Consider the following 25,897-nt stretch of genomic DNA (forward strand, 5'->3'; position numbering starts at 1 on the left):
CCTAACGAGCCGCCCGGCCGCCGGAAGGAACCGCCCGGGTGATCAACACGACAACGGCTCAGATCGGCGGCCACGGCATCGCCGGCCACTCCTGCGGCGGCAGCGGGTACCGGCCGGTGTCGCGCAGCCGCCGCACCCGGGCGGCCACCTCGGCCACCTCGCCGATGGTCAGGTGCTCCGCCAGCTCCTCCCCCAGCTCGCCGGTGAGCTGCCGGTCGAGGGTGTCGAGCACCTGCACCGCGTCCGGTGGGAGCTGCCGGCCGGCCCAGCCCCACAGCACGGTCCGCAGCTTCTCCTCGACGTGGAAGCAGACCCCGTGGTCCACCCCGTAGATCCGGTCGTCCGCACCGGCCAGCACGTGCCCGCCCTTGCGGTCGGCGTTGTTGATGACCGCGTCCAGCACGGCCAGCCGGGCCAGCCGGGGGTCGTCGGCGTGGGCCAGCGCGTACGCCGCGCCGTCGTCGTCGCGGGCGGCGGCCACCGGGAACCAGCGCGGCGGCACCGCCTCGGCCGGCACGAAACCGACAAGCGGCTCGGCGTCGTCCGGTTCGTCGATCCAGAGCTGGCACGACCCGGGCCCCAGCGGCCCGTCGCGCAGCACCGTCGGCGGGACCAGATCCCAGCCGGTGGCCCGGGAGACCAGGTAGGCGCAGACCTCCCGGCCGGCGAGGGTGCCGTCGGGGAAGTCCCAGAGCGGGCGCTCGCCGCGCACCGGCTTGTAGACGCACCTGGCGGTACGGCCGTCGAGGGTCAGGATCGCCCGCAGGGTGGTGTTGGAGGCGTCGACCAGTCGACCCTCCAGCTCCAGCGCACCGTCGCACAGCAGCCGGAGCGCGGCGTCGGCGTCCTGACGCCGCACCTCCGACGACGTCACCGGTGGTAGCCGTTGTGCCGGGGGCAGAGGTGCCCGGCCGGGTCGAGCGGCTGGCCGCACAGTGGGCAGGGCGGGCGGCCGGCGTTGACCACCCGGCGGGCCCGTTCGATGAACTCGCGGGTCGCCTCGGGGGTCAGCCGAACCCGCAGCCGGTCGAGGTCCTCGTCCGGTTCCTCGTCGTCGTCCTCGTCGGCCTCGTCGTCGCCCAGCTCGACCTCGGCCTCCGCCTCACCGGCGGCGATCGCCTCGATCACCACGGTGGCGGAGTCCACGTCGAACGCCAGCCCGAGGGTGCCGACCCGGAACTCCTCGTCGACCGGATTGTCCAGCGGGTCGTTGTCGCCGACGGACACCGGGGACTCCGGCAGCTCGACGCCGAAGCGGCGCTGCGCCTCGGAGAGCAGCTCCTCCAGCTTCTCGGCGAGCAGGGAGACCTGTACCTTCTCCAGCGCGACGCTGACCAGCCGGCCGCCACCGCGGGCCTGGAGGAAGAACGTGCGCTCCCCGGGCGGCCCGACGGTCCCGGCGACGAACCGCTCGGGCGGCTCGAAGGCGTGCACCTGGTGGGTCATACCCACGACCCTATCCGGAGCGTGGAACGGTCGCGCAAGGCACCGACGCCGAATCAGCCGAGGGCGAAACGGCGCGACCCGTGCCCGGCGGCGACCGCCCCCGGTGGGCCGGCTCAGCCGGTGGCCCCCGCACCCCCGCCGACGGCCGCGTCGGAGTCGGCCGGCCGGGTCGCCCGACGCCGCCGCTTGGCCGGCGGCGGCACCAGGGAGGCCAGGTCACCGCCGGTGTCGTTGAGCCGGACCAGGAACGGCCGCAGCGGGGTGTAGCGGATCGCGGTGACCGAGGCCGGGTCGGCGACGATGCGTTGGAACAGGTCGAGGTGCACCCCGAGGGCATCGGCGACGATGGCCTTGATCACATCGCCGTGGCTGCACGCCAGCCAGACCGCCTCCGGCCCGTGTTCGGCGGTGACCCGGGCGTCCCAGGCGCGTACCGCGGCGACCGCGCGGGCCGACATCTGCGCCATCGACTCACCGTCGGGAAAGACGGCGGCGCTGGGGTGCTGCTGCACCACCGGCCAGAGCTTCTCCTTGGCCAGCTTCTTCAGCGGCTGCCCCTCCCAGGCACCGTAGCCACACTCGATGAGCCCGTCCTCGACCACCGGGGTGGCCTGCGGAAGGGCCAGCTCCAGGGTCTGCCGGCAGCGGATCAGCGGGCTGGTCACCACCGCCGAAAGCGGCAGGCCGCGCAGCCGCTGGCCGACCGCGCCGGCCTGGGCCCGCCCGGTGTCGTCCAGCTCGACCGGCTGGCGGCCGGCCAGCCCGCCGTCGGCGTTCGCGGTCGTCCGGCCGTGTCGCAGAAGCAGAAGGGTCGCCACGCCCCCACCCTAGGGGCAGCCGGACCGCAACCGGCCCCCGACACCGGCGGTGGTGTCGGGGGCCGTGGGCCGACACTGTCAGGTGGCGCTGATCGTGCCGGTGAGCAGCAGCGCCAGCACCAGGGTGCCGAGCGCCACCCGGTAGAGCACGAAGACGTACAGGGTGTGGTGCGCCACGTAGCGCAGCAGCCAGGCGATGGCCGCGTAGCCGATGCCGAACGCGATGATCGTGGCGACCACCATCTGCGCCACCGAGGGCACCGAGGTGCCCGGGGCGGCCGGCTCGAAGACGTCCCCGACGCTGAAGATGCCGGACATCACCACCGCCGGGATGGCCAGCAGGAACGAGTACCGGGCGGCGGCCTCCCGGGTCAGGTTGAGCAGCAGGCCGGCGGTGAGCGTGCCGCCGGAGCGGGACACCCCGGGGACCAGCGCCATCGCCTGGGCGAAGCCCATCACGATGCCGTCGCGCATCCGGAAGTTCACCAGGGTGCGGCTCTGCCGCCCCCAGTACTCGGCGAAGGCCAGCACGAAGGCGAACACGATGAGCGTGGTGGAGACCACCCACAGGTTGCGCCCGGCGGTACGGATCTGGTCCTTGAACAGGAACCCGAACAGCCCGATCGGGATCGAGCCGACGATCACGTACCAGCCCATCCGGTAGTCGAGGCTGGAACGCACCGAGCGGTCCCACAGCCCCATCAGCCAGGTCCTGGTGATCCGCCAGATGTCCTTGGCGAAGTAGATGAGCACGGCCGCCTCGGTGCCCAGCTGGGTGACCGCGGTGAAGGACGCACCGGCGTCCCGGTCGAAGAAGATCGCCGAGGTGATCCGCAGATGCCCCGACGAGCTCACCGGAAGGAACTCGGTGAGCCCCTGGACGATGCCCAGGACGATGGCCTCGACCCAGGTCACTCGCCGACTCCCGAGAGGTCGAGGGCCTCGGCGACGGTGCGCAGGGTCTGCACGCCGCTGTCCCGGTCGGCCACGAACAGGGTGACCGACAGGGTGGTCACCCCGGCGGCCGCGTACTCCCGCATCCGCTCGGCGATGCGTTCCTTGGGGCCGAGCAGCGAGGTGCGGTCGATGAACTCCATCGGCACCGCCGCCGCCGCGTCGCGCTGCTGCCGGGCCAGGTAGAGATCCTGCACCTGGCGGGCGGCGTCGGCGTAGCCCATCCGGGTGGCGAGCTGGTTGTAGAAGTTCTGCTGCCGGCTGCCCATCCCGCCGACGTAGAGGGCGGCGTACCAGCGGACCAGCTCGGCGCAGGCGGCCACGTCGTCGCCGACCACCACGGGCACCGAGGGCACCACGTCGAAGCCGGCCAGCTCCTTGCCGGCCCTGGCCCGGCCGGCGCTGACCGAGGCGAGCTGCTCGTCGGCGAACTCGGGGGCGTAGAAGACGGCCAGCCAGCCGTCGGCGATCTCGCCGGCCAGTTCCAGGTTCTTGGGGCCGACGGCGGCCAGGTAGATCGGGATGTGCTCGCGCGGCGGGTGGAAGCCCAGCCGCAGCGCCTTGCCGGGGCCGTCGGGCAGCGGCAGGGTGTAGTGCTCGCCGGCGTAGGCGACCTCCTTGCGGGCCACCGCCAGCTTGACGATGTCGACGTACTCGCGGGTGCGGGCGAGCGGCTTGCCGAACCGGACGCCGTGCCAGCCCTCGGAGACCTGCGGGCCGGAGACGCCCAGGCCGAGCCGGAACCGGCCGCCGGAGAGGGTGTCGATGGTGGCGGCGGTCATCGCGGTCATCGCCGGGGTACGGGCGGGGATCTGCATCACCGCGCTGCCCACGTCGATCCGTTCGGTCTGCCCGGCCATCCAGGCGAGCATGCTCGGGGAGTCCGAGCCGTACGCCTCCGCCGCCCACACCACCGAGTAGCCCAGGCGGTCCGCCTCCTGGGCAAGCGCCAGGTGGTCCGCCGGCGTACTCCACGCCGTCTGATATCCGAGGCTGAGCCCGAGTCGCACTGATCCTCCCCATCCCGCACCACAGGTCGCATCAGGTTACGCAATGCCCCGGGGCCCGCCGCCCACCGGCTCGCCACCGCAGCACGGACGCCCGGACGCCGGGGCGGGATGGACAGCCAGCGACCGGACCGGCGCGTCCGGTGCACACCGTGGCGTCGCGGACGGCGGTGACGGTCGGATCGGCGACGCGACAGGCAGAGATGCCGGCAGCAAGGATATCGGTTGCGCCGCGTTCGAAATAAGGTTCACCCATGCAACAGCGACCGCTCGGCCGAAGCGGGCTGGCGGTTTCCCGGCTCGCGCTCGGCACCATGACCTGGGGCCGGGACACCGACGCCGACGACGCGGCGGCCCAGCTGAAGAGTTTCCTGGACGCGGGCGGCAACCTGGTCGACACCGCCGACGTGTTCGCCGACGGCGACGCCGAGTCGGTGCTCGGGTCGCTGCTGGGCACCCTGGTCCCCCGCGAGGACGTGCTGATCGCCACGAAGGCGGGGCTGCGGCCGGGCAGCGGCCGGCGGCGGGACGGCTCACGCGGGCACCTGCTGCGCACGCTGGACGCCTCGCTGCGCCGGCTCGGCACCGACCACGTCGACCTGTGGCAGGTGCACGGCTACGACCCGGACACCCCGCTGGAGGAGACGCTGGCCGCGCTGGACCACGCGGTCGCCTCGGGCCGGGTCCGCTACGTCGGGGTGTCGAACTTCTCCGGCTGGCAGACCGCCCGTGCCGCCGCCTGGCAGGCGGCCTGGCCGGGGCGGGCGCCGGTGGTCGCCACCCAGGTGGAGTACTCGCTGCTGGAGCGGGGGGTGGAGCGGGAGGTGCTGCCGGCCTGCGCCGCGATGGGTCTGGGCGTGCTGCCCTGGTCGCCGCTGGGGCGGGGGGTGCTGACCGGCAAGTACCGCAACGGCCGCCCGGCGGACTCGCGGGCGGCCTCGGCCCACTTCGAGGCGTTCGTCGCCACCTACCTGGAGCCGCGCTGCTCCAGCATCGTCGAGGCGGTGAGCATCGCCGCCGGCGGGTTGGGCGTGTCGCCGCTGGAGGTGGCGCTGGCCTGGATCAGGGACCGGCCGGGGGTGACCGCGCCGGTCCTGGGCGCCCGTACGGTGGGGCAACTGCTCGGCGCGTTGCAGGTGGAACGGATGACCCTGCCGGAGGAGATCACCACGGCGCTGGACGACGTGTCCGCCGTGCCGGTCGGCTACCCGGAGCGCGAAGGCTGATCCCGCCGCCGGCGCACAAGGTGGCGGACCGGACCAAAAGCACACCGGTACGTGTCAATTCCACCGATCACCCTTTACCAACTGGCACTGCCCCATATTTGGTTCAGGCCGCTTGCGATGTTCCGTCCGAATAGGCGGCTTCGAACCTCCTGGCGCTGTTGGGCCGGGTTTCGGCGTCCGCTTTTCGGTGGGCCTGTCCGGAAAGAGATTCAGGCCCACGGAAACTGTCCGATCAGGCCGTCGGAAACATTGTGGCGAACCAATGACGGTGCTCTAATGATTGCGGCGTGAGCGACCCCCGCCGCGCCGTTTCTCCCATTTCGTTGGAGGACCCGTGGACCGTAAGACCGACGTCAAGCGCAAGCCCGCCAAGGTCGTCGTGCGCAAGCTCGAGCGGCTTGAGACCACCGTCGCCATCATCAGCGAGCCGGGCTGCCGCAACGACGTCTGCGGCTGACCCATCCCGTTTCGGCCGGGGCGCGGCAGGCCGCGCCCCGGCCGTCCATCGTCCAGGAGGTCTTCGCCCGATGCAGCGGCCCCGGATCAAGGGCATCCACAAGCCGGTACGGCTCCACCCGACCCTGATCAACATCGGTGGTCGGCAGCTGGGGATCGGCGCGGAGATCGACGACGAGGACGGCAGCCTCTGGGAGCTGCTCCGCCTGATGGACGGCACCCGGACCCGGGCCGAGGTCGTCGCCGCGTTGCTCGCCGCACGCCCCGAGATGGCCGCCGAGGACGCGACCGACGCGATGCAGACGATCATCGACGCCGGGTACGTCGAGGACGCCGCCGCTCCGCCTCCGCCCGAGCTGAGCCCCGCCGAGGTCGACAGGTACGACCGGGCGTTCACCTACCACGCCTGGGTGGATCTCACCCCGCGCAGCTCCCGCTACGAGGTGCAGGCCCGGCTCAAGGCCGCCCGGGTGGTGGTGCTGGGGCTCGGCGGCTCCGGGTCGGCGGTGGCCGCCTCGCTGGTGGCCGCCGGGGTCGGCACGGTGCACTGCGTCGACTTCGACGTGGTCGAGGCGGGCAACCTGACCCGGCAACTGCTCTACACCGAGGACGACATCGGCGCCCCCAAGGTGGCCACCGCGGTGGCCCGGCTGCGCCGGATGAACTCCCACGTCACGGTCACCGGCCAGGAGGCCCGGGTCGACTCGACGGCGGACGTGGCGGCGTTGATGCGCGACCGCGACCTGCTGGTGCTCTGCGCCGACCAGCCCCGGCACGCCATCCGGGAGTGGACCAACCGGGCCGCCCTGGCCACCGGCACGGCCTGGATGCTCGCCCAGTACGCCGGCCCGATGGCGGTGATCGGCCTCTTCGTGCCCGGTCAGACCTGCTGCGAGGCGTGCCTGCCGAGCGTCACCGACCGGCTGCGCGAGGAGTACGGCAGCGAGCCGGAGGAACTGTTCGGGTTCACCGGGCACGCGGTGATCGCCCCCACCGCCAACCTCACCGGGCACCTGGCCGCCCTCGACGCCGTCTACCACCTCGCCGGCATCCCGACGACCACCCGGGGCCGGATGTTCCACCTGAGCCTGACCGACCTGACCTACCACTACGTGGTCGATCCCCGGCCCGGCGCGAAGTGCGACACCTGCGGCTGGGTCCAGGAGGAGCGGTGAGCGTGCTCGGGTTGGACAGCCGCCCACCCGTGGCGCACCTGGTGGTCCGCCAGGAGGAGGAGGACGAGTACGTCGTCGGCGACCTGGCCAGCGGAAACTTCGTGGTGGTGCCGGAGGTGGGGGCGCGGCTGGTGGCGCTGTTCGCGGCCGGCCGGACCGTCGCCGAGGCCGCCGACGAGGTGGAACGCGAGACCGGTGAACCGGTCGACGCGCTGGACTTCGTCGAGGTGCTCGTCGAGGCGGGCATCATCCGCCCGCAGTCCGACGAGGGGCCGCCACCGGCGCAGGCCCGACCCTGGTCGGTGTCGCGCATCCCGGCCCGGCTGGTCCGGCCGCTGTTCGGCCGGGTGGCCTGGACGGTGTACGTCGGCGCGCTGGTCGCCACGCTGGCGATGTTCGTCGCCGAACCGTCGCTGCTGCCGACCTACGAGGACACCTTCATCTTCCCGGACGTGGTGCTCAGCCTGCTGATCACCAACGTCACGGTGGCCCTGCTCACGGTGGTGCACGAGGCGTGGCACGCGTTCGCCGGGGCGGCCGTCGGCGTCCGGTCGCAACTGCGGTTGGAACGCCGGGGGATCTTCCCGGTGCTGGAGACCGACCTGACCGGGCTCTGGGCGCTGCCGCCGGAACGCCGCTACGGCCCCTTCCTCGCCGGCATGGCCATCGACGGGATCCTGCTGTTCGCCGCCGTCGCGCCACGGTTCGCCTGGTCGCGGGGTTGGCTGGAGTTGCCGCCGGGAATGGTGCGGTTCCTCGCCATGGTGGTGTTCAGCCAGGCCGTCAAGCTGGCCTTCCAGACGCTCGCGTACCTGCGTACCGACATGTACCTGGTGATGGCCACGGCGACCGGCTGCCGCAATCTGCACGAGGTGACCCGGCTCAGCCTCAAGAAATGGATTCGTCGGCTGACCCCGGCCGAACGCACCGTGCTGCGCGACGCGCACGCCCGGGATCTGCGGGTGTCCCGCTGGTACCGATTGTTGTATGTCGCCGGAGTCATCTGGATGGTCTGGTTCGCCGTCCATTTTCTGCTACCGGGGGCGAAAGTGACACTCGGGTGGGCCGCCGGGGTGTTGACCGGAGCGCCGTTCGGCAGCGTCTACTGGTGGGAGGGAATTGCATTGGCCGCATTCGCCTCGCTGAACGTGCTGCTTCCGCTCGGGGTGGTCGTCCGTAATCGTTACCGCGCCGGGAAGTTGGCCACGTGAAACGCAGATGGCTCGGGCCGGTGGTCAGTGTGGTGGTCACCGTGCTCAGTGTGGCGACCATGTCCAGCCTCGGGGTGGGGGTGCTGGTCAACCTGGTCGGCGGGGACACCGCGCTGCCCTGCGACCGGCTGCCCGGCACGGCGCAACCGTTCGAGGGCGACCGGCACATCGCGTACGAGGGGGCGCCGCACGAACCGTACCGGACGCTGCCGCCCACGTCGGGGCCGCACTCGCCCCGGGTCGTCGTACCCGGCGTCTACCGGGACCCGGTGCCGGAGGAGCTCCAGGTGCACGCCCTGGAACACGGGCACGTGCTGGTGCAGTACGCCCCGGACGTCCCGGCCGGCGACGTCGAGAAGCTGGAGCGGCTCGGCCGCCGCCATCCCCGGGACGTGGTGGTGGCCCCCTATCCGGCGCTGGGCCACGGCATCGGGTTGACCGCGTGGCAGCGGCTGGACCGGCTGGACTCCTTCGACGAGCGGGCGGTCGAGGAGTTCGTCGAACGGCTCGCCGGCCGCTACGACCACTCCTGGCGGCACGGAGCGACGGACTGCGCGGTGGTGTGACCGATGGCGGCGGGTGGCGCGGCGCACCGGTCAAAGGGTGGCGCGGGGCCGCCGGGCTGGGCAGCATAGGGACCATGGACTACGAATACGCGCCGCTGCGGTTGCCGCCGAATGTCGACCGGTTGACCGCCGCGGCGCAGCTGGCGATCCAGGCGGAGTTCTCCGGGTGGGAGTTGGCCCGGGTGCAGCTGTTCCGGGACGGCACCCGCAAGGTGGTGCTGCGCCGCCGCCGGGTCAACCAACCCCAACCGGGCCTGTCCTACTGACCCTGCGGGCGGCGACTCCGCTGACCCTGCGGGCGGCGACGACCGGCACCCGGCCGGCCCGGGGCCGCCGGCCGGCGCGCGCCGGGCGACCCCGGTGCCGCCGCCGGGCGACCCCGGCCGGCGCCTAGTGCTGGTGCCCGGCGTGGTCGTGGTCGTCCTCGTCGAGGAACGGGTGCTCGTCGAGCCGGCCCACCAGCCGGTCGTCGGCGGCCGGGGTGAACGGGCCCACCGGGTCGTCGTCGTCGAACGACTCCAGGTCGACCGGGGTGCCGACCTCGCTGACCATCACCACCCCGTCCAGCGGCTCCAGCTCCGGCACGTCCAGGGCGGACAGCGATCCGTCGCCGCTCTGCAACAGCTCCAACACCGCCTCGCCGACCCCCTCGACCGGCGCCGGCTCGGCGTCCTCGGGGGTGCCCTCGCGGCGGGCCACCTCGGCGACCCGCAGCAGCGCCGACACGCTGGGCACCCGGTAGTCGCGGCGCTGGCGTACCGAGATGACCTGCGGGTGCGGGTCGGTGGCCGCGGCGTCCCCGGCCGCCCCGCCGAACCGCTCGTCGGCCTCGTCCGGGTCGATCGACTCGACGTCCCAGGGCGTGACCTCGCCGAACGCGTCGAGCAGCTGCTCGTCGTAGGCGAAGGAGGCGTTGTTCAACGCCACGTACGCCTGCCACACGTCGTCGTCGTCGATCCGCCCCTGCGCGGCCCGCACGGCCGTCAGGTGGGCGCGGGCCGCGTCGATCACGCGCTCCAGGGCGGCGTCCAGCTCACCGTGCTGGTCGGTCATGAGGCTGTCCCTTCGAGACATGGGGGAAGGTGCGGCACCGGTGCGGTCAGCAGTTGCGGAGGAACCGGTCGAGCACCCGCACGCCGAACTGTAGTCCGTCCACCGGTACCCGCTCGTCGATGCCGTGGAACAACGCCGAGAAGTTGAGGTCCGCCGGCAGCCGCAGCGGGGCGAACCCGAAGCAGCGCATGCCGAGCTGCGCGAACGCCTTGGCGTCGGTGCCGCCGGAGAGCATGTACGGCACCGGCCGGGCCCCCGGGTCCTCGGCCCGCAACGCCGCCGACATCGCGTCGACCAGGTCGCCGTCGAAGGTCGTCTCCAGGGCGGGCTGGCGCTGGATGTACTCGATCTCGATGTCCGGGCCGACCAGCTCGCGCAGTTGCCGTTCCAGCAGCTCGGACTGGCCGGGCAGGCTGCGGCAGTCGATGGTGGCGGTGGCCCGGCCGGGGATGACGTTGTCCTTGTAGCCGGCGGCCAGCCGGGTCGGGTTGGCGGTGCTGCGGACGGTCGCGCCGATGATGTTGGCGATCGGGCCGAGCTTGGCGATGGCGGTCTCCGGGTCGTCCGGGTCCAGCGCGACGCCGAGCACGTCGGACAGCTCGGTCAGGAACGCCCGGACGGTCGGGGTGACGGTCAGCGGGAACCGGTGCCGCCCGACCCGGGCCACCGCCTCGGCCAGCGCGGTGACCGCGTTGTCGTCGTGGACGAACGAGCCGTGCCCGGGGCGGCCCTTGGCGTGCAGCCGCACCCAGTCCAGCCCCTTCTCGGCCGTCTCGATCAGGTAGAGCCGCTGGGCGTCGCTGATCGAGTAGGAGAAGCCGCCGACCTCGCCGACCGCCTCGGTGCAGCCGTCGAAGAGGTCCCGGTGCTGCTGGACGAGGAAGTGCGCACCGTAGTCGCTGCCCGCCTCCTCGTCGGCGGTGTAGGCCAGCACGATGTCGCGGGGCGGGCGGACGCCGGTGCGCTGCCAGTGCCGTACCACCGCCAGCACCATCGCGTCGAAGTCCTTCATGTCGATCGCGCCCCGGCCCCACAGGTAGCCGTCGCGGACCTCCCCGGAGAACGGGTGCACCGACCACTCGTCGGGGTCGGCGGGCACCACGTCCAGGTGGCCGTGCACGAGCAGGGCGTCGCGGCCGGGGTCGACGCCGGGGATCCGGGCGATCAGGTTGGCCCGGCCCGGCGCGGACTCGTGGATCTCGGCGGTCACGCCGACCTCGGCGAGCTTCTCCGCGACGTACTCGGCGGCCCGGCGCTCGCCCGCGCTGGTGTCGTTGTCGCCGGTGTTGGTGGTGTCGATGCGCAGCAGGTCACGGCAGAGGTCGACGACCTCGACGGTGGGGTCGGGCGCGGCGGAGGCGGCATCGCTCGTCATCGCCTCTTTCTACCAGTCGCCGCCCCGGCCGCGAACGGCCCGGCCGCCCCGGCGGCGGCCACCTGGGACCACCCGCCGGACGGCGGGGCCGCACGCGGCGCGGACGTCGCCCCGGTTTGCCGATCACCGGGTACGGGTACCGGCGCTGGCGTCCCCGTTCCGCCCGTCGCACCGGCCGGCGACCCCCGCCGACCCCGCCGAGGAGGACGTCATGTCCGCCGTTCCCCTGCCTCCGCTGCCGCCGTCCGCCGACGACGCCTACCGTCCCGGTGGGCGCAGCATGGCCGACCTCGCCGACACCGAACACCGGCAGCTGCTCGCCCTGGTCGACGAGGTCACCGACGTCGCGGTGGCCCCCGGCCGGCGGCGCGAGGTGCTCCAGGTGCTCACCGCCATGGTGTCGCGGCACCTGTCGGCCGAGGAGCAGTACCTGCTGCCCACGGTGCGTGCGGCGCTGCCCGACGCCACCGTCCGGGTGGAGCGGGAGATCGCGGCGGACGCGGCGCTGCTGACCGCGCTGAAGGCCCTCGCCGGGCCGGACGACCCGACGCTGGCCGACGTCGCCGCCCGGATCCGGCGGCACGTCGCCGCGGTGGCCGAGCTGGTCACCCCGCTGCGCGAGGTGGCCTCCGACGCGGAGCTGATCCGGCTGGGCAACCGGTGGGAGATCGCCGAGGAGGCGGCGCCGACCCGGCCGCATCCGGGCACCCCGGCCACGCCGCCGTGGAACCGGATCGTCGAACCGGCCGTCGGAGTGGTGGACAAGCTGCGCGACGTGGTGACCGGTCGGCGTACCCAGCTGGCCGACCTGAACCGTCGTCCGCGAGAGTGATCGACCGGCCCCGATCCGTCAGGTTCACCGGCCCGGTTCGGTCCGGGGCCTTCCGTCTATCGACATGTGGCCATACCGTCACCATATGAATCTGGAGCTGCGTCACCTCCGGGTGGTCTGCGCTATCGCCGAGACGGGCAGCGTGACGAAGGCCGCGTCCACCCTCGGCCTGGCCCAGCCGGCCCTGACCGCCCAGCTTCAACGCATCGAGCGGGCGCTGGGCGGTCCGCTGTTCGAACGCGACAGGCGGGGTGCCCGGCCGACCGCCCTGGGCGAGCTGGTGCTGTCCCGGGCCCGGGTGCTGCTGCCGGCGATGAAGGGCCTCCAGGACGAGGCGGCCCGGCTGGCGGGGGCCGACGACGCCCTCGGCCGGTACCGGTTCGGCGGGGTGAACAGCCCGATCCTGGGCCGGCTGGTGCACCGGCTCGCCGCCGAGCAGCCGCATGCGCAGATCACCACGTACGCGTCGTGGTCGGCCGACGAGCTGGCCGCCCTGGTCGCTGGTGGCCGGCTCGACTTCGCGCTGACCGGCGTCTGCGGCGACGCCGCCCCACCTGCGGAGTTCGGGCTGGCCTGGCGGGAGGTGGCGGTCGATCCGGTGCTGGTGCTGTTGCCGTCCGCCCACCCGTTGGCCGACCGCGACGAGGTCGGCCTGGCCGAGCTGCGCCACGAGCAGTGGGTGGCCGCGCCGGGCGACGGCTGCTTCGGCGACTGCTTCGCCGCCGCCTGCGCCCGCGCCGGTTTCACCCCCCGCAAGGTGTACGAGACCGACGTGCGCGGCTGCATGGACCTGGTCGACGCCGGGGAGGCGGTGGCGTTGTGCCAGGCCACCTTCCGTCCGGTCGCCGGGTTGGTGACCCGGCGACTGGCCGGCACCCCGCTGCGCTGGCGGCTGCTGCTCGGCTGGCACCCGGAATCCCCGGCGGCCCGGGTCGCCGAGGCGGTGCTGGACGACGCGGTCGCCGCGTACACCGACTCGCTGGCCGCGCACCCGGACTACCTGGCCTGGCTGCTGCGGCATCCCGAGTTCGGGGCCCGGGACGCCGGCACGGCCCGCCCGGTCCCACGGGTGCGAACGGCGTGACGGCGGGTATCAGCCCTGCATGACCGATCTCTATCCGGCCGCCGACCAGCGGGAGCTGCTGCGTCGGGCGGCCAGCGCGCACACCGCCGCCGCCCGCGACGTCGAGGCGTTCCTGCGCCGGCTGCCCGAGGTGCCCGACCCGGCCGACATCACCGAGTACGCGACGCTGCTCACCCGGGAGGAGCAGACCCGCGCCGAGCGGCAGGACGCCGCCGACGCCGCGGGCCTGCAACTGCCCAGCCTGGAGGCCGAGTAACCCCACCGACGCGCCGGGCACCCGGGACGGCGTCCCGGGTGCCCGGGCTCGTGTTTTGACCGTTGTGTGGGGAGGGTGGGCAGGGTGGTGTGGTGTGGGTGTTCGTGGTGGTGTGGGGGTGGGGTGTTATTTGCCTTTGTGGATGGCGTTGCGGCGGATGACGGGGTAGCGGGTTCGGCGTTTGCGGCGTTTTCCGGCGGGGCGTCCGGGTCCGGGGTGTCCGGGTTTCGGGTGGCCTGGTGGTTGCCAGGCGTTGCGTAGAGCGGGCGAAACCTGTCGGCGGGTCTGGCCGGGGGTGGGGGTTGTGGTGGTGGTGGGTTCCCAGGGCAGCCGGTGGTGGGTGAGGTGGGTGCGGGTGCAGAACAGGTGGAGGTAGGCGTAGGCGTGTAGGCGGAGCCAGGTGGTCAGGGTGTCGGGTTGGCGGGGGTGGAAGTCCGGGGCGTGGGCGGTGGTCTTCAGGTAGCGGAAGTAGTGCTCGATGTCGTAGCGGGTCAGGTAGGTCATGACGAGGGTGAGTAGGTCGTGGCGGGTGCCGGAGTACCAGAGTGCGAGGTCGCCGGCGCGGCGGCTGGGGCGTAGGTGCTGGACTCGGGCGAGGAGCACGGTGCCTTCCACGATCGGGAGGGTGGTCTGGTCGGTGAATCCGCGGCTGGCGCGGGTGAGTTTGGGGTGGACGTGGTGCCAGGCCCGGACGGTGACGGTGCCGTAGATGTCGACCGGGCCGCTGACACCGGCGTCCGGGGTGAGGTCGGGTTCGCGCAGGGTCAGCCGGAATCCGTGTCGGCGGGGCCGGCCTCCGAGTGGGTGGGCGGCCCGGTGTTCGGGTCTGGTCCACATGGTCTGCGAGGTCGCGAGTCTGACCAGGACGTCCGCGGGAATCCTGCGTTCGCGGATCAGGTGGGTGATCCGGGCCGCGGGGTAGCCGGAATCGAGGAGGAACAGCGACGGGTCGCCCGGGCGGGCGCCGTCGGCTGCGCAGATCTGTGCGATGTGGCTGACGGTGACCTCGACCAGGTCGTCGTCGGAGGTGATGCGGTCGGCCAGGACCGGCACGACCCACGAGTCCGGGGTCAGCGTCAACCGGACGACGTGCTGATACCGCCACCCGGTCCTGATCAGCGCCGCGCCACGCGGGCCGCCCGGGGTGTACTGCGGTTGCCGGTCCGGGCTGGTGGCTGCGTTCGGCCGGGGCCACGCGGTGGTATCGACGGCATACACCCGCGGCAGACCGGACCGAGCGGCGATCCGGCACGCCGCCCGCAACGCCCGGCCGGTATCGATCTCGCCGTCGCGTAACGCCCGGTACGCCGCGGCGTGCCCGGTGACCGTGCCCAGCGACAGATGCGCCGGGCAGCCACACCGTCCCTGGTCCGCGGCCAGCTCATCGACCAGCGAGAACAACGTCCTCGACCGCGACACGAGGACACCCTCGTACAACTCCCGCCGCCACGAATCCAACAAGATCCGGCCCAGCTCGCTGTCACCGGCACCGGTAGCCGCTACGCTCCTCATCGAGAACCCTGCCCATTGATGATCTTTGTGTGAGAACTCAGATCATGGACAGGGTTCTCCCTGTTCCGCTAGACCTCGACCACCACAAATCCCCACGATGGTCAAAACACGAGGCCGGGCACCCGGGACGGCGTCCCGGGTGCCCGGGACAGCGTCCCAGGTCCGGTCGGCGGGTCAGCGTTCGACGAGGACGTCGTGGCCCAGGTCGAGCAGGGCGTGCCGCCACTCGTCGTCGGCGTTGCCGTCGCCGGGCCTCTCGTCCACCAGCACCCGGATGCGGTCGATCGCCGCCCGCATCACCTCGACGTCGGCCGGGGTGAGGTCGACCTTGCGCTTGCGCAGCACGGCCAGGATCTGCCGGCCGGGCTCGGGCAGGTCGAGGTCCGGGTCGGGGCCGAACGCCTGCTCGCCCGACCCCCGGGTCAGCAGCCACTGCCGCAGCTGCTCGGAGGGGACGTTCACCGCGGCGTGGAAGTCCTCCCAGATCAGCTCGACCTCCGGGTCGAGTCGCTGCTCACGTGCCATCACGCCTCCTCCTGCGGTGGTCCGGGTGGTGCCGGGTCCCCGTCGTCGGTCCACTGCCCCGGGCCCTCCGGCGGCACCTGGACCCGGGCCGGGTTCGCCGTCGGGGGCGCGAGGATGGGTGGGGTCTGCTCGGCGTACTCCTCGGCCTGCTCGGGTTCGGTCATCGCGGCCCTCCGGTCATCACGGCACTGAGGCTCATCGCGGCCCTCCGGTCATCGCGGATGCGTGGTGCTGGCGGGGGTGTGGTCGCGGTCGCCGGCCGACACGTCGAAGGCGAGCGCGCCGTCACGCGCGTCGACGGTGACCCGCTGGCCCGGGGAGAGCTGGTTCTCCAGCAGCATCCGGGACAGCCGGTTGTCCACCTCCCGTTGGATCACCCGGCGCAGCGGGCGGGCCCCGAACTCCGGCTGGTAGCCGTGCTCGGCCAGCCAGTCGGTGCCGGCCGGGGTGACCTCGACCTGGATGTCCTGGGCGTGCAGCCGGCGGCGGGTCTCCTCCAGCAGCAGCCCGGTGATCTGGCGCAGCTGCTCGGCCTCCAGCCGCTGGAAGATGATCGTCTCGTCGATCCGGTTGAGGAACTCCGGGCGGAAGTTCTCCTGGAGCCGGCGCATCAGCCGCTCCCGCAGCTCGTCGGCCTCCTGCTGGTCGCCCTGCGCGCCGACCCCGAACCCGACCGTACGCTGGGCGCCGGTGATCAGCTCCGAGCCCAGGTTGCTCGTCATGATCAGCACGGTGTTCTTGAAGTTGACCGTACGGCCCTGGCTGTCGGTGAGCCGGCCGTCGTCGAGCACCTGGAGCAGGATGTTGAACACGTCCGGGTGGGCCTTCTCGATCTCGTCGAGCAGCACCACCGCGTACGGGCGGCGACGGACCGCCTCGGTGAGCTGGCCGGCCTCCTCGTAGCCGACGTAGCCGGGGGGCGCGCCGACCAGCCGGGCCACCGTGTGCCGTTCCTGGAATTCGCTCATGTCCACCCGGACCATCCGGTCGGCCTCGCCGAACAGCGCCTCGGCCAGGGCGCGGGCCAGTTCGGTCTTGCCGACGCCGGTCGGTCCGAGGAACAGGAAGCTGCCCATCGGCCGGTTCGGGTCGGCCAGCCCGGTACGGGAGCGGCGGACCGCCTCGGCGATGGCGCTGACCGCGTCGTCCTGGCCGACCACCTTCTGGTGCAGCTGCCCCTCCAGGCGCAGCAACCGGTCCCGTTCCTCCTCGGTGAGCTGGCTGATCGGGATGCCGGTGGACCGGGAGACCACCTCGGCGATCTCGGTGGTGCCGACCGAGGGGACCTGGGTGTCCCCGCCGTCGCCCCGGGCCCGGCCGATCTGCGCCTCCAGCTCGGCGATCCGGTCGCGCAGCGCGGACGCCTTCTCGTACTGCTCGTCGGCGACCGCCTGTTCCTTGTCCCGGCGGACGTCCTCCAGTTGCTGTTCCAGTTCCCGCACGTCGGAGGCGGGGGTGCGGGTGCGCAGCCGGACCCGCGCGCCGGCCTGGTCGATCAGGTCGATCGCCTTGTCCGGCAGGAACCGGTCGGTGACGTACCGGTCGGACAGTTCGGCGGCGGCGACCAGCGCCTCGTCGGTGAACCGGACCTGGTGGTGGGCCTCGTAGCGGTCCCGCAGGCCGCGCAGGATGGCCACGGTGTCCTCGACGCCGGGCTCGGGCACCAGCACCGGCTGGAACCGGCGGGCCAGGGCGGCGTCCTTCTCGATGCTGCGCCGGTACTCGTCCAGCGTGGTCGCCCCGATCACCCGCAGCTCGCCCCGGGCCAGGGCCGGTTTGAGCATGTTGGACGCGTCCATGCCGCCCTCGCTGCCGGCACCGCCCGCACCGACCAGGGTGTGGATCTCGTCCAGGAAGATGATCAGCTCGTCCCGGTGGGCCCGAATCTCGTCGATGACCTTCTTGAGCCGCTCCTCGAAGTCGCCCCGGTAGCGGGTGCCGGCGACCAGGCCGGCCAGGTCGAGTTGGACGACCCGCTTGCCGAGCAGCGTCTGCGGCACGTCGCCGTCGCAGATCCGCTCGGCCAGGCCCTCCACGATGGCGGTCTTGCCGACGCCGGCCTCGCCGATGAGCACCGGGTTGTTCTTGGTCCGCCGGGACAGGATCTCGACCGCCTGTTCGATCTCGTCGGCGCGGCCGATCACCGGGTCGATCTGGTCGTTGCGGGCCAGGTCGGTGAGGTCCTGGCCGTACTGGTCGAGGGTGGGCGTGCCCCGGTCCGGTTTCGGGCCGGCCATCGGTCCGCGTTCGGCCCCGGCCGCCTGCAACGACTCGGGCTGGATCCGCCCGGCGGCGAGCATCCGGCCGGCGGGCGACTCGGGGTTGAGCGGCAACGCCATCAGGATGTGCTCGGGTCCGATGTAGTTCGCCCCCATCGCCCGGGAGAGCTGGTGGGCGTCGAGCAACGCCCGTTTCGCCGCCGGGGTGAGCGAGAGGTTCGGTGGCACCTCGCCGCGGGGGGCGCCGTCGGCCCGGCCGCCGAGCGCGTTGACCAGGGTGTCCGGGTCGGCGCCGGCCCGGCGTACCAGGTCGCGCAGCGGCTCGCGTTGCAACGCCGCCCAGAGCAGGTGGTCGGTGTCCAGGTCGGTGCTGTGCTTCTGGGCGGCCCGCCGGGCGGCGTCGGCCAGCATCTCCCGGGCGTCGGCGGTCATCAGCCGGGTGATGTCGACCCGATGGGCCGGCCGGCGTCCGCCCTCACCCCGGCCGAAGTACCGGGCCAGGAACTCGTCCCACGGGTCGGAGCCGAAGTCACCGGGTCCCATCATGTCTGTCCTCCGCTCCTCGGGCGCGGCCGGGCCGCCGAGGGCGGCACGCAGGCGCGACACGATCGCCGGTGGCTACCCGACGGTCGCCCCGACAAACGCCGACAGGTGGCAGGGTGGGGGCATGGACACCCATCCGCTGCTGATCGTCGACGGTGCGAACGTGGTCGGTTCCCGGCCGGACGGCTGGTGGCACGACCGGGCCGGTGCGGCGGCCCGGCTGCGCGACCGGCTGGTCCCGGTGGCCGACACCGGCGTACCCCCGGAGCTGCCGGCGCCCGTCGAGGTGGTGCTGGTGGTGGAGGGCGCGGCCCGCGACGTGCCGGGCGTGGCCGGGGTACGCACCGTCGCGGCCCCCGGTTCCGGCGACGACACCATCGTCGACCTGGTCCGCGAGTCGGCGGACCGGCGACGGCTGGTGGTCACCGCCGACCGGGAGCTGCGCGGCCGGGTGGGCGAGTTGGGTGCCGAGGTGTACGGCCCGCGCTGGCTGCCCTCCTGACCCCCGTCTGCCGCGTGGGTGGGCGGCGCGGCACCCCGCCGGGGCGGTCCCGTCGACGGGATTCGGTGTCCCGCTACCGGGACCGGGTCGACGGCTTCGCGCACGTCAGGGCGGTAAACGGACAACAGGGCGGCAACACCGCCAGGGCGGATGTTCTCTCCCCGTCGGGGATACGTTGTAATGGAGATCTCCCCGCCCCCTGGAGGTCACCCGTGGCGAGCGTCGCCGAGCTGAAGGCCGCGATCGACATCGCCCTCCAACAGATCGGTGACGGGCAGAGCGCCGTCCAGGCCGCCGGGGAGAAACTCGCCGAGGCGCAGCAGACCCTCGCCGGGGCGCTGGAGGGCAGCGGGCACGAGACCGTCGAGGCCGCCCAGGCCTCCCTCACCCAGGCCGGCCAGGAGCTGGAGGAATGTCTCGCCGCGACGCTCGTCGCGGTGGAACAGGCGCAGCTCTACGTGTCGTCGCTGTAGCGGGGCGTCGTGTCGATCGTCGAGGACGTCGGAGCCCAGGTACGGGCCGCCGCCGAGGAGTTCCCCCTGGCCCAGCTCGCCCTGGCCCTGGAGAAGTTCGGCCAGGCCACCGAGCGGCTGCGCTGGGTACGCCAGGAGTCGGCCAACCCGATGGGGGTGCCGGAACTCGCCGCCGCCACCGAACACGCCGAGTCGGCCGGACACGCCCTGCGGGTCGCCCAGGAACAGCTCTCCGGCTACCTGGCCGCCATCGGGCTGGCCCCCGACGGCCCGCCCCCGGCCCGTGCCGACGGTCCCGCGCCCCGCCACGACGGGCCCCGGGGCGACACCACCGCACCGCCGGCCGCCCCGGCACCGGACGCCGACGAGGACCCCACCGTCAAGCGCTGGTGGGCGGTCCGGGTGGCCGAGCTGACCGGCGGCCGGGAGGGTCCGCCCGAGCAGCAGCCGGACGAGCGGGTCGCCGACTCCCGGGAACTGCTGCACCGGGTCGTCGCCGGCATCCGCTCCGGCGACCGGGACCGGCTGCACCGGGAGCTGCGTGCCGCGCACGCCGACGTCGGCCTCGGGCTGGCCGCGATCGCCCCGCCGCTGCTGCGCGACCTCGCCGGGGAGCTGCTCGGGCATCCGCCCCGCGCCGACGACCTGCCCCGGCTGCGCCGGGAACTGGACGGCCGGGTCCGCGACCTGCTGCCCGGCCTGCCGCCACCGGTGCTGCACACCCTGCTCACCCGGGTCTGCCGGATGCCTCCGCCCCGCCGGGGCGAGGACGGGCAGGAGCAGCCGCACGCCGCCGACCCGGCGGTCACCGCCGGGGTGCTGACCGGTGTGCTGCTGGCCCGGCTCGGCCGTGACCTGCCCCGCGAGGACCGTGACCCGCAGCGGGAGCAGGTGCCGCAGCGGGCACCGGAACCCGACCGGTCGCCGCGCCGCCCTCCCGCCGACCGGCGCACCGAGCCGCGTCGGCCCGAGCCGCCCCCGCCGCGTCGGCCCGAGCCGACTCCCCCGCCCGCCGGGCCGGCCACCCACCGCCCGAGGAGCCCGTGGGCGGACGGCGGCCCCCGTGGCTGATCTGCGGGCCCAACTGGCGACGCGGGTACGCGGAATGCTCTCCGAGGCGCTCGGCGTCACCCGTACCCGGGTCGCCACGGCCGAGTCGGAGCTGGCCGCCGCCCGGGACCGGCTCGCCCGGGTCCGGCGGGCCGCCGCCGGAGTCCCGGAAAAGGTGGGCGTCGAACGCGACAGGCGGCTGGCCGAGATCGACAGGCGGCACGCCGCGCGGCTCGCCGAACTCGCCCACCGGGCCGCCGAGGCGGCCCGCCGGGAGGCCCCCGGTGCGGCCAGCGCCCCCTGGTCCCACTGGCAGGTCACCCCGGCGGGTCGCGGCGAGAGCCCCGGCCCGCTGCGGGTCGGCACCCTGCGGGTCGCCGACGCCGAACCGGTCCCGGCGCTGGTGCCGCTGCTCGACGCCGGACACGTGCAGCTGCACGGCGACGACCGGGAGGGCGCCGAGGCGGTGGTGTCGGCGCTGCTGCTGCGCGGGGTCGGCCGGACCGACCCGGGCACGGTCCGGCTCTACGGCTACGACCCCGAACACCTGGGCGGCGGGCTCGCCGGCTTCGCCCCGCTCGGCACCGCCGGACTGCTGACCTTCGTCGGGCCGGGCGGGCTGGCCCGGCTCCTCGACGACCTGGTCGAACAGATCCGCCGGATCAACGAGACGGTGCTGGCCGGTGAGTACGGCTCACTGCGGGCCCTGGCCGCGGCCACCGGACGGCGGCCCGAGCCGTGGCGGGTGGCGGTGCTGCTCGGCGGGGACGAGCTGTCCCGGCACGAACGCGGCCAACTCGACCGGGTGGTCCGCACCGGCGCGGCCTGCGGGGTGCACCTGGTGGCACACGGCATCGACCTGCCCGACGACCCCGGCCTGACCCGGATCCGCACCGACCCGGACGGCACCCGGATCGGCACCCCGCCCGGCCCCCCGGTACGCCTGGACCCGCCCCCGCCGGCCACCCTGGTCACCGAGACCTGCCGCGAGATCGCCGCCCGGGTCAACGCCGGCCCGCCGCCGACGCCCTTCACCGACCTGCTCCCCCCGCCGGAGCAGATGTGGAAGGAGGACTCGGCCCACGGGCTGACCGCGCCGATCGGCGAGGGCCCACACGGCCGGCCGGTGCTGCTGACCCTCGGCGACTATCCCCCGCACGCGCTGATCGGCGGGCCGTCGGGCACCGGCAAGACCAACCTCATCTTCGCCTGGATCGGCGCGCTGGCCGCCCGCTACTCCCCCGCCGAGCTGGAGTTCTATCTGCTCGACTTCAAGGAGGGGGTGTCCTTCGCCCGGTTCGCCCAGGGCCGGCGCGACCCGAGCTGGCTGCCGCACATGCGGCTGGTCGGCATCAACGTCAACACCGACCGGGAGTTCGGCCTGGCGCTGCTGCGGTTCCTCGCCGAGGAACTGCGCCGGCGGGCCGACGCGGCCAAGAAGCACGAGGTCACCAAGCTGTCCGAGCTGCGGGCGGTGGACCCGGCCGGGCACTGGCCCCGGATCGTCGCGGTGGTCGACGAGTTCCAGGCGCTGCTCGCCGGCCGGGACGTGGTGGCCCGGGAGGCCGCCGACCTGCTGGAGGATCTCGCCCGGCGGGGCCGCTCGCAGGGCATCCACCTGGTGCTCGCCTCGCAGGACGTCCGGGGCATCGAGGCGCTGTGGGGCCGGCCCGCGCTGGTCGCCCAGTTCACCCTGCGCATCGCGCTGCCCAAGGCGCTGCGCATCCTGGCCGAACGCAACGACGCCGCGCAGGCGCTGCCCCGCTACCACGCGGTGGTCAACGCCGAGTCGGGCCTGACCGAGGGCAACGAGGTGGCCCGCATCCCGTCGGCCAGCGACTGGGAGACGTGGAGCGAGTTGCAGCACCGGCTGTGGCGGATGCGGCCCGCCGACGCCGCCCCGGCACGGCTGTTCGACGGTGACGCCATCCCCCGCCTCACCGAGGCCCCCGACTTCCGGGCCCTCACCCCGCCGCCGGGCGACGCCGCGCCGCGCGGCCCGGTCGCCGTGCTCGGGGAGATCATCGACGTGCAGTCCCGGTCGGCGGCGCTGCGGCTGCCCCGGGCGCCCGGCCGTAACCTCGCGGTCCTCGGCACCCGGGTCGACGAGGCGTGCGCGGTGCTCGACGCCGCCGCCCGGTCGCTGGCCCGGCAACACCGCCCCGGCACCGCCCGGTTCTCCATCGCCTGCCTCGACCCGGACGCCGACCCGGCGGCCCGCGCCCTCTACGAGGACCTCGCCGACGACGCCGCCTGGTACGACGAGGAGACCGTCGCCGAGCTGATGGCCGAGACGGCCACCGCGCTGACCCGCCCCGGCACCCCGGGCACCCCGCACTACCTGCTGCTGTTCGCCGTCGACGCGGCGGCCGGGGCGCTGGCCACCGGCTCGCCCGGGTCGACCGGCCTGGACCGGCTGCGCCGCATCCTGCACGACGGGCCGGAACGGCGTACCCACGTGTTGGCCTGGTGGCGGGGGGTGGCCCGGATGCGGGCCGACCTGGGCGGGCCGGCCGCCCGCACCGACCAGATCGGCGCGTGGGTGGCCCTGGACGTGCAGGGCGGCGAGCTGGGCTCGGCGCTCTATCCCGGTTCCGGCGGGCCGGACTGGTACCCGCGTCCGTGGCGGGGGCTGTTCTTCGACCGGGCGGTGCACCGCACCGGACAGGTAATCATCCCTTATGGACCGTCGCGATGAACCAACCGGTCCCCAGTGACACCTACGCCACGCACGTGCGCCGGCTCGCCGAGCTGACCGGCCGGGTGGCCGCCCAGCGGGCCGAGGCGCAGGCCTGGCACGACCAGCAGCGGGCCGCCGCCGAGCGGGCCGTCGCGCAGGCCACCGCCCAGCTCCACGACGCCGAGCAGGAGGTCGTCGACGCCCGCTCGATGCTGGAGCGGGTCGACGCCGAGGTCGGGCACCTCTGGGCCGAGCTGCGGTCCCGGCTGGGCACGAGGCGGACCGGCGACCCGCCGGGGCCGGCCCGGGACGTCACCGGCGACCCGGTGCCGCTGTTGCGCGGGGTCCGCGAGTTGCTGGATCGTACCGGCCAACGTGGTGAGCTGCCGGGGTCGGTGAACCCGCTGCTGGCGCTGTGCGGGGTGGCCGGTGCGGTCGTCGCGTACGCCCTGGGGGCCGCCGCCCGCGCGGTGGGCCAACGCTACGGCGGTGACCTGGCGGTGGGCATGCCGGTGCTGGCGCTGGTGGTGACGTTGCTCGGTCCGGTGGCCGGGCTGGCCCTGGCGAAGCGGTTGGCGGACCGCCGGCACGCGCTGCTCGGCCCCCGCCCGCTGGCGATCGTGTTGGCCGCCGGGGTGCTGACCACGGTGCTGCTGCTGGTGTCGGCCCGCTGACCGCCGCCGGGCGTCGCCCGGCGGCGGTCAGCGGGGCCCAGGACCGTGACTCACGCCGGGGCGGAGACCAGCGGCTTCACACCGGAACGGCGACCGCCTCGCGCAGCAGCCGGCGGGCCAGCACCAGCCGGTCCGCGTCGTCGTCCAGGCCGGGCAGGTCGCCCACCCGCAGCCCGGTGGAGCCGAGCAGGGCGTGCAGCGCCGGCCCGCACTGGTCGGGCAGGGTGACGGTGCGGTCCACCAACCGCAGCGTCACCCGGGCGTCGGCGGTCGGGGTGAGCTGCCAGCGCAACCCCGGCCGGGGGGCGATCCGGCTGTCGGCGGTGAGCGCGGTGAGCGCGGCGGCCTGTGCCAACGGCCGGATCGGGGCCGGGCGGGCGGCCGGCCAGGACCGACCCCGCAGCCGGGCGGCCACCGCAGCCGGGTCGGCCCGCAGCAGCCAGTCGCGCAACGCCTCCACCGTCTCGGTCAGCTCCGGTTCGATGGCGTCCGGGTCGGCCACGTCGGTGCCGAACGGCAGCCCGGCCCGCAGCCGGGGGTCCTCGGCGGCCAGCGCCAGCAGCTCCTCGACCAGGGCGTACCGGGTCAACGCGCGGATGCCGACGGTCAGGTGCAGCGAGCTGGTCTCCTGTGCCTGGGCGCTGTGCAGCCAGCCGCGCGGCAGATAGAGGGCGTCGCCCGGTTCGAGGACCACGTCCAGCGCCGCCGGCCCGTCGGCGGTGGCGGACACCTCGTCGGCCCGGCCGCCCCAGGGCTGCTTCTCCAGCGGGTCGATCAGCACCGGCGGGTGGATCCGCCAGTGCTTGCGGCCGTCGACCTGGAGCACGAACACGTCGTGGGTGTCGTAGTGGGTGGCGAACCCCTGGTTGCCCGGTGGGGTGAGGTAGGCGTTGACCTGCAACGGCTGGGTCAGCGCGGTGCCCAGGTCACGGGCGAAGTCGATCAGGGCGGGCCAGAGCCGGTGCAGCCCCTGCAACACCAGCGTCGCGCCGCCGGCGTACAGCTCCAGGACACGTTCGTCGAGGACCTGGTCGCCGATCTCCGCGCCCGCGCCGCCGCCGCCGGTGAACCGGGCCGCCGGCACCAGCTGGCCGTCGCGGGCCACCCGCAGGAACGGGGTACGCAGACCCCGCCGGCTGAGCAGCTCGTCGGCGTCGGCCGGGCTGAGCAGATCGGTGAACCCGTCGGGGTTGGGCAGCTCGGCGGCCCGCGACAACAGCGGCGCGCGGCCCCAGTGGGCGGCGGCGAACTTGGCCGGTTCGACGCTGACGCAGCGCTCCAGCGCCCGCGTCGCGGCCGACGGGACCGCCGGGCGGCCGTGGCCGCCCGGCGGGTCGATGGTCGTCATGGATGTCGGTCAGCGGGCGCTGCCGTCGGCGCCACCGTCGTGCTGACCGGGCGTCGCCCCGCCGTCGGCCGGACCCTCCGCGCTGCCGTCCGCACCACCGTCGTGCTGACCCGGGGTCGCCCCGCCGTCGGCCGGACCCTCCGCGCTGCCGTCGGCGCCACCGTCGTGCTGACCGGGCGTCGCCCCGCCGTCGGCCGGACCCTCCGCGCTGCCGTCCGCACCACCGTCGTGCTGACCCGGGGTCGCGCCACCATCGGCCGGACCCTCCAGGCCGCCGCCGCTGGTGGTCTGCATGTCGTCATCGTTCAGTGCCATGGGTGCTCCCTCGGGTGTGCCGCCCCGCCGCAGGGCGGGGTCTGTCGTACGCGGGTGGTACCCCCCACACGATCTTCTCTAACCACACCGTAGACGGCCCTTCCGACGCGCGGGACCGATCGCCGGCCCTGGACCGCACGGGCTCGGCGGTCCAGGGCCGGTCGGGTCAGGGAATCAGCCGTTGCAGGTCACGGGGCATGCCGGCCTTCACGTCCTGCCACTCCCCCTGGGTGACGTGCCGGCGCAGGGCGTCCAGCACCACCCGGGCCACCCGCTCGGGGCCGCCCTGGACGTCGTAGGGGAAGCCCTGCCGGACCTCGTAGAGGAAGTCGTCCCGGTTGAGTTTCACCGGTACGTCCTCCGGCCGCCACCCGTCGAAGTAGATGCCCCGGACCAGCACCGGGAGCTGGGCGGAGAACTCCGCGCACTCCTGCACCGTCATCCGGTCGCGCAGCAGGTGCAGCACGGTGCGCAGCGCCGCGTACGACTGGTTGCGCTGCGCCCGGGGCCACCCGTACGCGTCCTCGATGTCCTTGAGGATCAGGTTGGTCTTGTCCACCGAGGACTCGATCGCCGACATCAGCTGCTCGGCCATCG

28 protein-coding genes are annotated in these 25,897 nt (G+C 73.9%); 14 read left to right on the plus strand and 14 right to left on the minus strand.

Going from position 1 to position 25,897, the window contains the following annotated elements:
* Positions 1 to 58 precede the first annotated feature (58 nt).
* The 5 genes from ACN267_RS10570 to ACN267_RS10590 all read right to left on the minus strand — a co-directional run bounded on the left by ACN267_RS10570 (position 59) and on the right by ACN267_RS10590 (position 4,228).
* Positions 59 to 874, minus strand: a complete 816-nt coding sequence (locus ACN267_RS10570) for an SCO1664 family protein (protein ID WP_204960253.1) — start codon at positions 872 to 874, stop codon at positions 59 to 61.
* Complete coding sequence (locus tag ACN267_RS10575) at positions 871 to 1,446, minus strand: DUF3090 domain-containing protein (RefSeq protein WP_204960254.1); 576 nt, start codon at positions 1,444 to 1,446, stop codon at positions 871 to 873. The genes ACN267_RS10570 and ACN267_RS10575 overlap by 4 nt, the downstream gene beginning before the upstream one ends.
* A gap of 113 nt (positions 1,447 to 1,559) precedes the next feature.
* Complete coding sequence (locus ACN267_RS10580; RefSeq protein ID WP_204960255.1) at positions 1,560 to 2,264, minus strand: histidine phosphatase family protein; 705 nt, start codon at positions 2,262 to 2,264, stop codon at positions 1,560 to 1,562.
* Positions 2,265 to 2,342: 78 nt separating this feature from the next.
* Positions 2,343 to 3,179: an undecaprenyl-diphosphate phosphatase gene (locus tag ACN267_RS10585; RefSeq protein ID WP_204960256.1), complete on the minus strand. Its 837-nt coding sequence runs from the start codon at positions 3,177 to 3,179 to the stop codon at positions 2,343 to 2,345.
* A complete protein-coding gene (locus ACN267_RS10590; RefSeq protein WP_204960257.1) occupies positions 3,176 to 4,228 on the minus strand; it encodes an LLM class F420-dependent oxidoreductase in 1,053 nt (350 codons plus the stop codon). The genes ACN267_RS10585 and ACN267_RS10590 overlap by 4 nt, the downstream gene beginning before the upstream one ends.
* Positions 4,229 to 4,479: 251 nt before the next feature.
* Between ACN267_RS10590 and ACN267_RS10595 the strand changes: the two genes are divergently transcribed.
* The 6 genes from ACN267_RS10595 (at position 4,480) to ACN267_RS10620 (ending at position 9,125) form a co-directional block, all read left to right on the plus strand.
* Positions 4,480 to 5,451, plus strand: a complete 972-nt coding sequence (locus ACN267_RS10595) for an aldo/keto reductase (protein ID WP_204960258.1) — start codon at positions 4,480 to 4,482, stop codon at positions 5,449 to 5,451.
* A gap of 334 nt (positions 5,452 to 5,785) precedes the next feature.
* Positions 5,786 to 5,908, plus strand: a complete 123-nt coding sequence (locus ACN267_RS10600; RefSeq protein ID WP_255470009.1) for a hypothetical protein — start codon at positions 5,786 to 5,788, stop codon at positions 5,906 to 5,908.
* A gap of 70 nt (positions 5,909 to 5,978) precedes the next feature.
* Positions 5,979 to 7,082, plus strand: a complete 1,104-nt coding sequence (locus ACN267_RS10605; RefSeq protein WP_204960259.1) for a HesA/MoeB/ThiF family protein — start codon at positions 5,979 to 5,981, stop codon at positions 7,080 to 7,082.
* Positions 7,079 to 8,293 carry a PqqD family protein gene (locus ACN267_RS10610; RefSeq protein ID WP_204960260.1) on the plus strand — a complete coding sequence of 405 codons (1,215 nt, stop codon included), beginning with the start codon at positions 7,079 to 7,081 and terminating at the stop codon, positions 8,291 to 8,293. The genes ACN267_RS10605 and ACN267_RS10610 overlap by 4 nt, the downstream gene beginning before the upstream one ends.
* Complete coding sequence (locus ACN267_RS10615; protein WP_421488536.1) at positions 8,290 to 8,859, plus strand: DUF3105 domain-containing protein; 570 nt, start codon at positions 8,290 to 8,292, stop codon at positions 8,857 to 8,859. Before ACN267_RS10610 ends, ACN267_RS10615 begins: the two co-directional genes overlap by 4 nt.
* Positions 8,860 to 8,933: 74 nt before the next feature.
* A complete protein-coding gene (locus tag ACN267_RS10620) occupies positions 8,934 to 9,125 on the plus strand; it encodes a DUF5703 family protein (RefSeq protein WP_088646215.1) in 192 nt (63 codons plus the stop codon).
* Between the two features lie 124 nt (positions 9,126 to 9,249).
* Here ACN267_RS10620 and ACN267_RS10625 read toward each other — a convergent pair whose 3' ends face one another.
* Both ACN267_RS10625 and ACN267_RS10630 read right to left on the minus strand, forming a co-directional pair.
* Complete coding sequence (locus ACN267_RS10625) at positions 9,250 to 9,912, minus strand: hypothetical protein (RefSeq protein ID WP_281898087.1); 663 nt, start codon at positions 9,910 to 9,912, stop codon at positions 9,250 to 9,252.
* 46 nt (positions 9,913 to 9,958) lie between these two features.
* Positions 9,959 to 11,287 carry a M20/M25/M40 family metallo-hydrolase gene (locus ACN267_RS10630; RefSeq protein ID WP_204960263.1) on the minus strand — a complete coding sequence of 443 codons (1,329 nt, stop codon included), beginning with the start codon at positions 11,285 to 11,287 and terminating at the stop codon, positions 9,959 to 9,961.
* Positions 11,288 to 11,498: 211 nt separating this feature from the next.
* Here ACN267_RS10630 and ACN267_RS10635 point away from each other — a divergent pair, with 211 nt between their 5' ends.
* The 3 genes from ACN267_RS10635 (at position 11,499) to ACN267_RS10645 (ending at position 13,459) form a co-directional block, all read left to right on the plus strand.
* Positions 11,499 to 12,119 carry a hemerythrin domain-containing protein gene (locus tag ACN267_RS10635; RefSeq protein ID WP_421488537.1) on the plus strand — a complete coding sequence of 207 codons (621 nt, stop codon included), beginning with the start codon at positions 11,499 to 11,501 and terminating at the stop codon, positions 12,117 to 12,119.
* A gap of 85 nt (positions 12,120 to 12,204) precedes the next feature.
* Positions 12,205 to 13,203 carry a LysR family transcriptional regulator gene (locus tag ACN267_RS10640; protein ID WP_204960265.1) on the plus strand — a complete coding sequence of 333 codons (999 nt, stop codon included), beginning with the start codon at positions 12,205 to 12,207 and terminating at the stop codon, positions 13,201 to 13,203.
* A gap of 19 nt (positions 13,204 to 13,222) precedes the next feature.
* Positions 13,223 to 13,459 carry a hypothetical protein gene (locus ACN267_RS10645; protein ID WP_204960266.1) on the plus strand — a complete coding sequence of 79 codons (237 nt, stop codon included), beginning with the start codon at positions 13,223 to 13,225 and terminating at the stop codon, positions 13,457 to 13,459.
* 126 nt (positions 13,460 to 13,585) lie between these two features.
* Here ACN267_RS10645 and ACN267_RS10650 read toward each other — a convergent pair whose 3' ends face one another.
* From ACN267_RS10650 to ACN267_RS10665, 4 genes are all read right to left on the minus strand, one after another.
* Complete coding sequence (locus ACN267_RS10650) at positions 13,586 to 14,971, minus strand: hypothetical protein (protein ID WP_421488538.1); 1,386 nt, start codon at positions 14,969 to 14,971, stop codon at positions 13,586 to 13,588.
* Between the two features lie 174 nt (positions 14,972 to 15,145).
* The gene (locus tag ACN267_RS10655; protein WP_204960267.1) at positions 15,146 to 15,496 is read right to left on the minus strand and encodes a DUF3140 domain-containing protein; all 351 of its coding nucleotides are present in this window, start codon (positions 15,494 to 15,496) and stop codon (positions 15,146 to 15,148) included.
* Positions 15,496 to 15,660 (minus strand): hypothetical protein, encoded by a 165-nt coding sequence (locus tag ACN267_RS10660; RefSeq protein ID WP_204960268.1) that lies wholly within the window; start codon positions 15,658 to 15,660, stop codon positions 15,496 to 15,498. The genes ACN267_RS10655 and ACN267_RS10660 overlap by 1 nt, the downstream gene beginning before the upstream one ends.
* A 48-nt stretch (positions 15,661 to 15,708) precedes the next feature.
* A complete protein-coding gene (locus ACN267_RS10665) occupies positions 15,709 to 18,261 on the minus strand; it encodes an ATP-dependent Clp protease ATP-binding subunit (protein ID WP_204960269.1) in 2,553 nt (850 codons plus the stop codon).
* 121 nt (positions 18,262 to 18,382) lie between these two features.
* On the opposite strand from ACN267_RS10665, the gene ACN267_RS10670 reads away from it, so the two are divergent.
* From ACN267_RS10670 to ACN267_RS10690, 5 genes are all read left to right on the plus strand, one after another.
* Complete coding sequence (locus ACN267_RS10670) at positions 18,383 to 18,760, plus strand: hypothetical protein (RefSeq protein WP_204924512.1); 378 nt, start codon at positions 18,383 to 18,385, stop codon at positions 18,758 to 18,760.
* 212 nt (positions 18,761 to 18,972) lie between these two features.
* Entirely contained in the window at positions 18,973 to 19,233 is a 261-nt protein-coding gene (locus ACN267_RS10675; RefSeq protein ID WP_088646224.1) for a hypothetical protein, read from the plus strand.
* A 9-nt stretch (positions 19,234 to 19,242) separates the two neighbouring features.
* A complete protein-coding gene (locus ACN267_RS10680) occupies positions 19,243 to 20,304 on the plus strand; it encodes a hypothetical protein (RefSeq protein ID WP_281898097.1) in 1,062 nt (353 codons plus the stop codon).
* On the plus strand, positions 20,297 to 22,981 hold the full coding sequence (locus tag ACN267_RS10685; RefSeq protein ID WP_204960271.1) for an FtsK/SpoIIIE domain-containing protein: 2,685 nt from the start codon (positions 20,297 to 20,299) through the stop codon (positions 22,979 to 22,981). Before ACN267_RS10680 ends, ACN267_RS10685 begins: the two co-directional genes overlap by 8 nt.
* The gene (locus ACN267_RS10690; RefSeq protein ID WP_421488539.1) at positions 22,978 to 23,637 is read left to right on the plus strand and encodes a hypothetical protein; all 660 of its coding nucleotides are present in this window, start codon (positions 22,978 to 22,980) and stop codon (positions 23,635 to 23,637) included. The genes ACN267_RS10685 and ACN267_RS10690 overlap by 4 nt, the downstream gene beginning before the upstream one ends.
* Before the next feature lie 76 nt (positions 23,638 to 23,713).
* Here ACN267_RS10690 and ACN267_RS10695 read toward each other — a convergent pair whose 3' ends face one another.
* From ACN267_RS10695 to ACN267_RS10705, 3 genes are all read right to left on the minus strand, one after another.
* Positions 23,714 to 24,985 (minus strand): cupin domain-containing protein, encoded by a 1,272-nt coding sequence (locus ACN267_RS10695; RefSeq protein WP_281898101.1) that lies wholly within the window; start codon positions 24,983 to 24,985, stop codon positions 23,714 to 23,716.
* Between the two features lie 9 nt (positions 24,986 to 24,994).
* The gene (locus ACN267_RS10700; protein ID WP_145920322.1) at positions 24,995 to 25,300 is read right to left on the minus strand and encodes a hypothetical protein; all 306 of its coding nucleotides are present in this window, start codon (positions 25,298 to 25,300) and stop codon (positions 24,995 to 24,997) included.
* A 166-nt stretch (positions 25,301 to 25,466) separates the two neighbouring features.
* Positions 25,467 to 25,895 (minus strand): DUF2267 domain-containing protein, encoded by a 429-nt coding sequence (locus ACN267_RS10705; RefSeq protein ID WP_204960274.1) that lies wholly within the window; start codon positions 25,893 to 25,895, stop codon positions 25,467 to 25,469.
* Positions 25,896 to 25,897 lie beyond the last annotated feature (2 nt).

Source organism: Micromonospora sp. WMMD734 (assembly GCF_049178975.1).
In the GTDB taxonomy this organism is placed as follows: Bacteria; Actinomycetota; Actinomycetes; order Mycobacteriales; family Micromonosporaceae; genus Micromonospora; species Micromonospora wenchangensis.

Excerpts from the sequence above, each read along its gene's own strand:
- ACN267_RS10575 (WP_204960254.1), bottom strand. The coding sequence starts at position 1,446 with ATGACCCACCAGGTGCACGCCTTCGAGCCGCCCGAGCGGTTCGTCGCC.
- ACN267_RS10595 (WP_204960258.1), top strand. The coding sequence starts at position 4,480 with ATGCAACAGCGACCGCTCGGCCGAAGCGGGCTGGCGGTTTCCCGGCTC.
- ACN267_RS10605 (WP_204960259.1), top strand. The coding sequence starts at position 5,979 with ATGCAGCGGCCCCGGATCAAGGGCATCCACAAGCCGGTACGGCTCCAC.
- ACN267_RS10620 (WP_088646215.1), top strand. The coding sequence starts at position 8,934 with ATGGACTACGAATACGCGCCGCTGCGGTTGCCGCCGAATGTCGACCGG.
- ACN267_RS10625 (WP_281898087.1), bottom strand. The coding sequence starts at position 9,912 with ATGACCGACCAGCACGGTGAGCTGGACGCCGCCCTGGAGCGCGTGATC.
- ACN267_RS10630 (WP_204960263.1), bottom strand. The coding sequence starts at position 11,287 with ATGACGAGCGATGCCGCCTCCGCCGCGCCCGACCCCACCGTCGAGGTC.
- ACN267_RS10635 (WP_421488537.1), top strand. The coding sequence starts at position 11,499 with ATGTCCGCCGTTCCCCTGCCTCCGCTGCCGCCGTCCGCCGACGACGCC.
- ACN267_RS10640 (WP_204960265.1), top strand. The coding sequence starts at position 12,205 with ATGAATCTGGAGCTGCGTCACCTCCGGGTGGTCTGCGCTATCGCCGAG.
- ACN267_RS10645 (WP_204960266.1), top strand. The coding sequence starts at position 13,223 with ATGACCGATCTCTATCCGGCCGCCGACCAGCGGGAGCTGCTGCGTCGG.
- ACN267_RS10650 (WP_421488538.1), bottom strand. The coding sequence starts at position 14,971 with ATGAGGAGCGTAGCGGCTACCGGTGCCGGTGACAGCGAGCTGGGCCGG.
- ACN267_RS10655 (WP_204960267.1), bottom strand. The coding sequence starts at position 15,496 with ATGGCACGTGAGCAGCGACTCGACCCGGAGGTCGAGCTGATCTGGGAG.
- ACN267_RS10660 (WP_204960268.1), bottom strand. The coding sequence starts at position 15,660 with ATGACCGAACCCGAGCAGGCCGAGGAGTACGCCGAGCAGACCCCACCC.
- ACN267_RS10665 (WP_204960269.1), bottom strand. The coding sequence starts at position 18,261 with ATGATGGGACCCGGTGACTTCGGCTCCGACCCGTGGGACGAGTTCCTG.
- ACN267_RS10670 (WP_204924512.1), top strand. The coding sequence starts at position 18,383 with ATGGACACCCATCCGCTGCTGATCGTCGACGGTGCGAACGTGGTCGGT.
- ACN267_RS10690 (WP_421488539.1), top strand. The coding sequence starts at position 22,978 with ATGAACCAACCGGTCCCCAGTGACACCTACGCCACGCACGTGCGCCGG.
- ACN267_RS10695 (WP_281898101.1), bottom strand. The coding sequence starts at position 24,985 with ATGACGACCATCGACCCGCCGGGCGGCCACGGCCGCCCGGCGGTCCCG.
- ACN267_RS10700 (WP_145920322.1), bottom strand. The coding sequence starts at position 25,300 with ATGGCACTGAACGATGACGACATGCAGACCACCAGCGGCGGCGGCCTG.
- ACN267_RS10705 (WP_204960274.1), bottom strand. The coding sequence starts at position 25,895 with ATGGCCGAGCAGCTGATGTCGGCGATCGAGTCCTCGGTGGACAAGACC.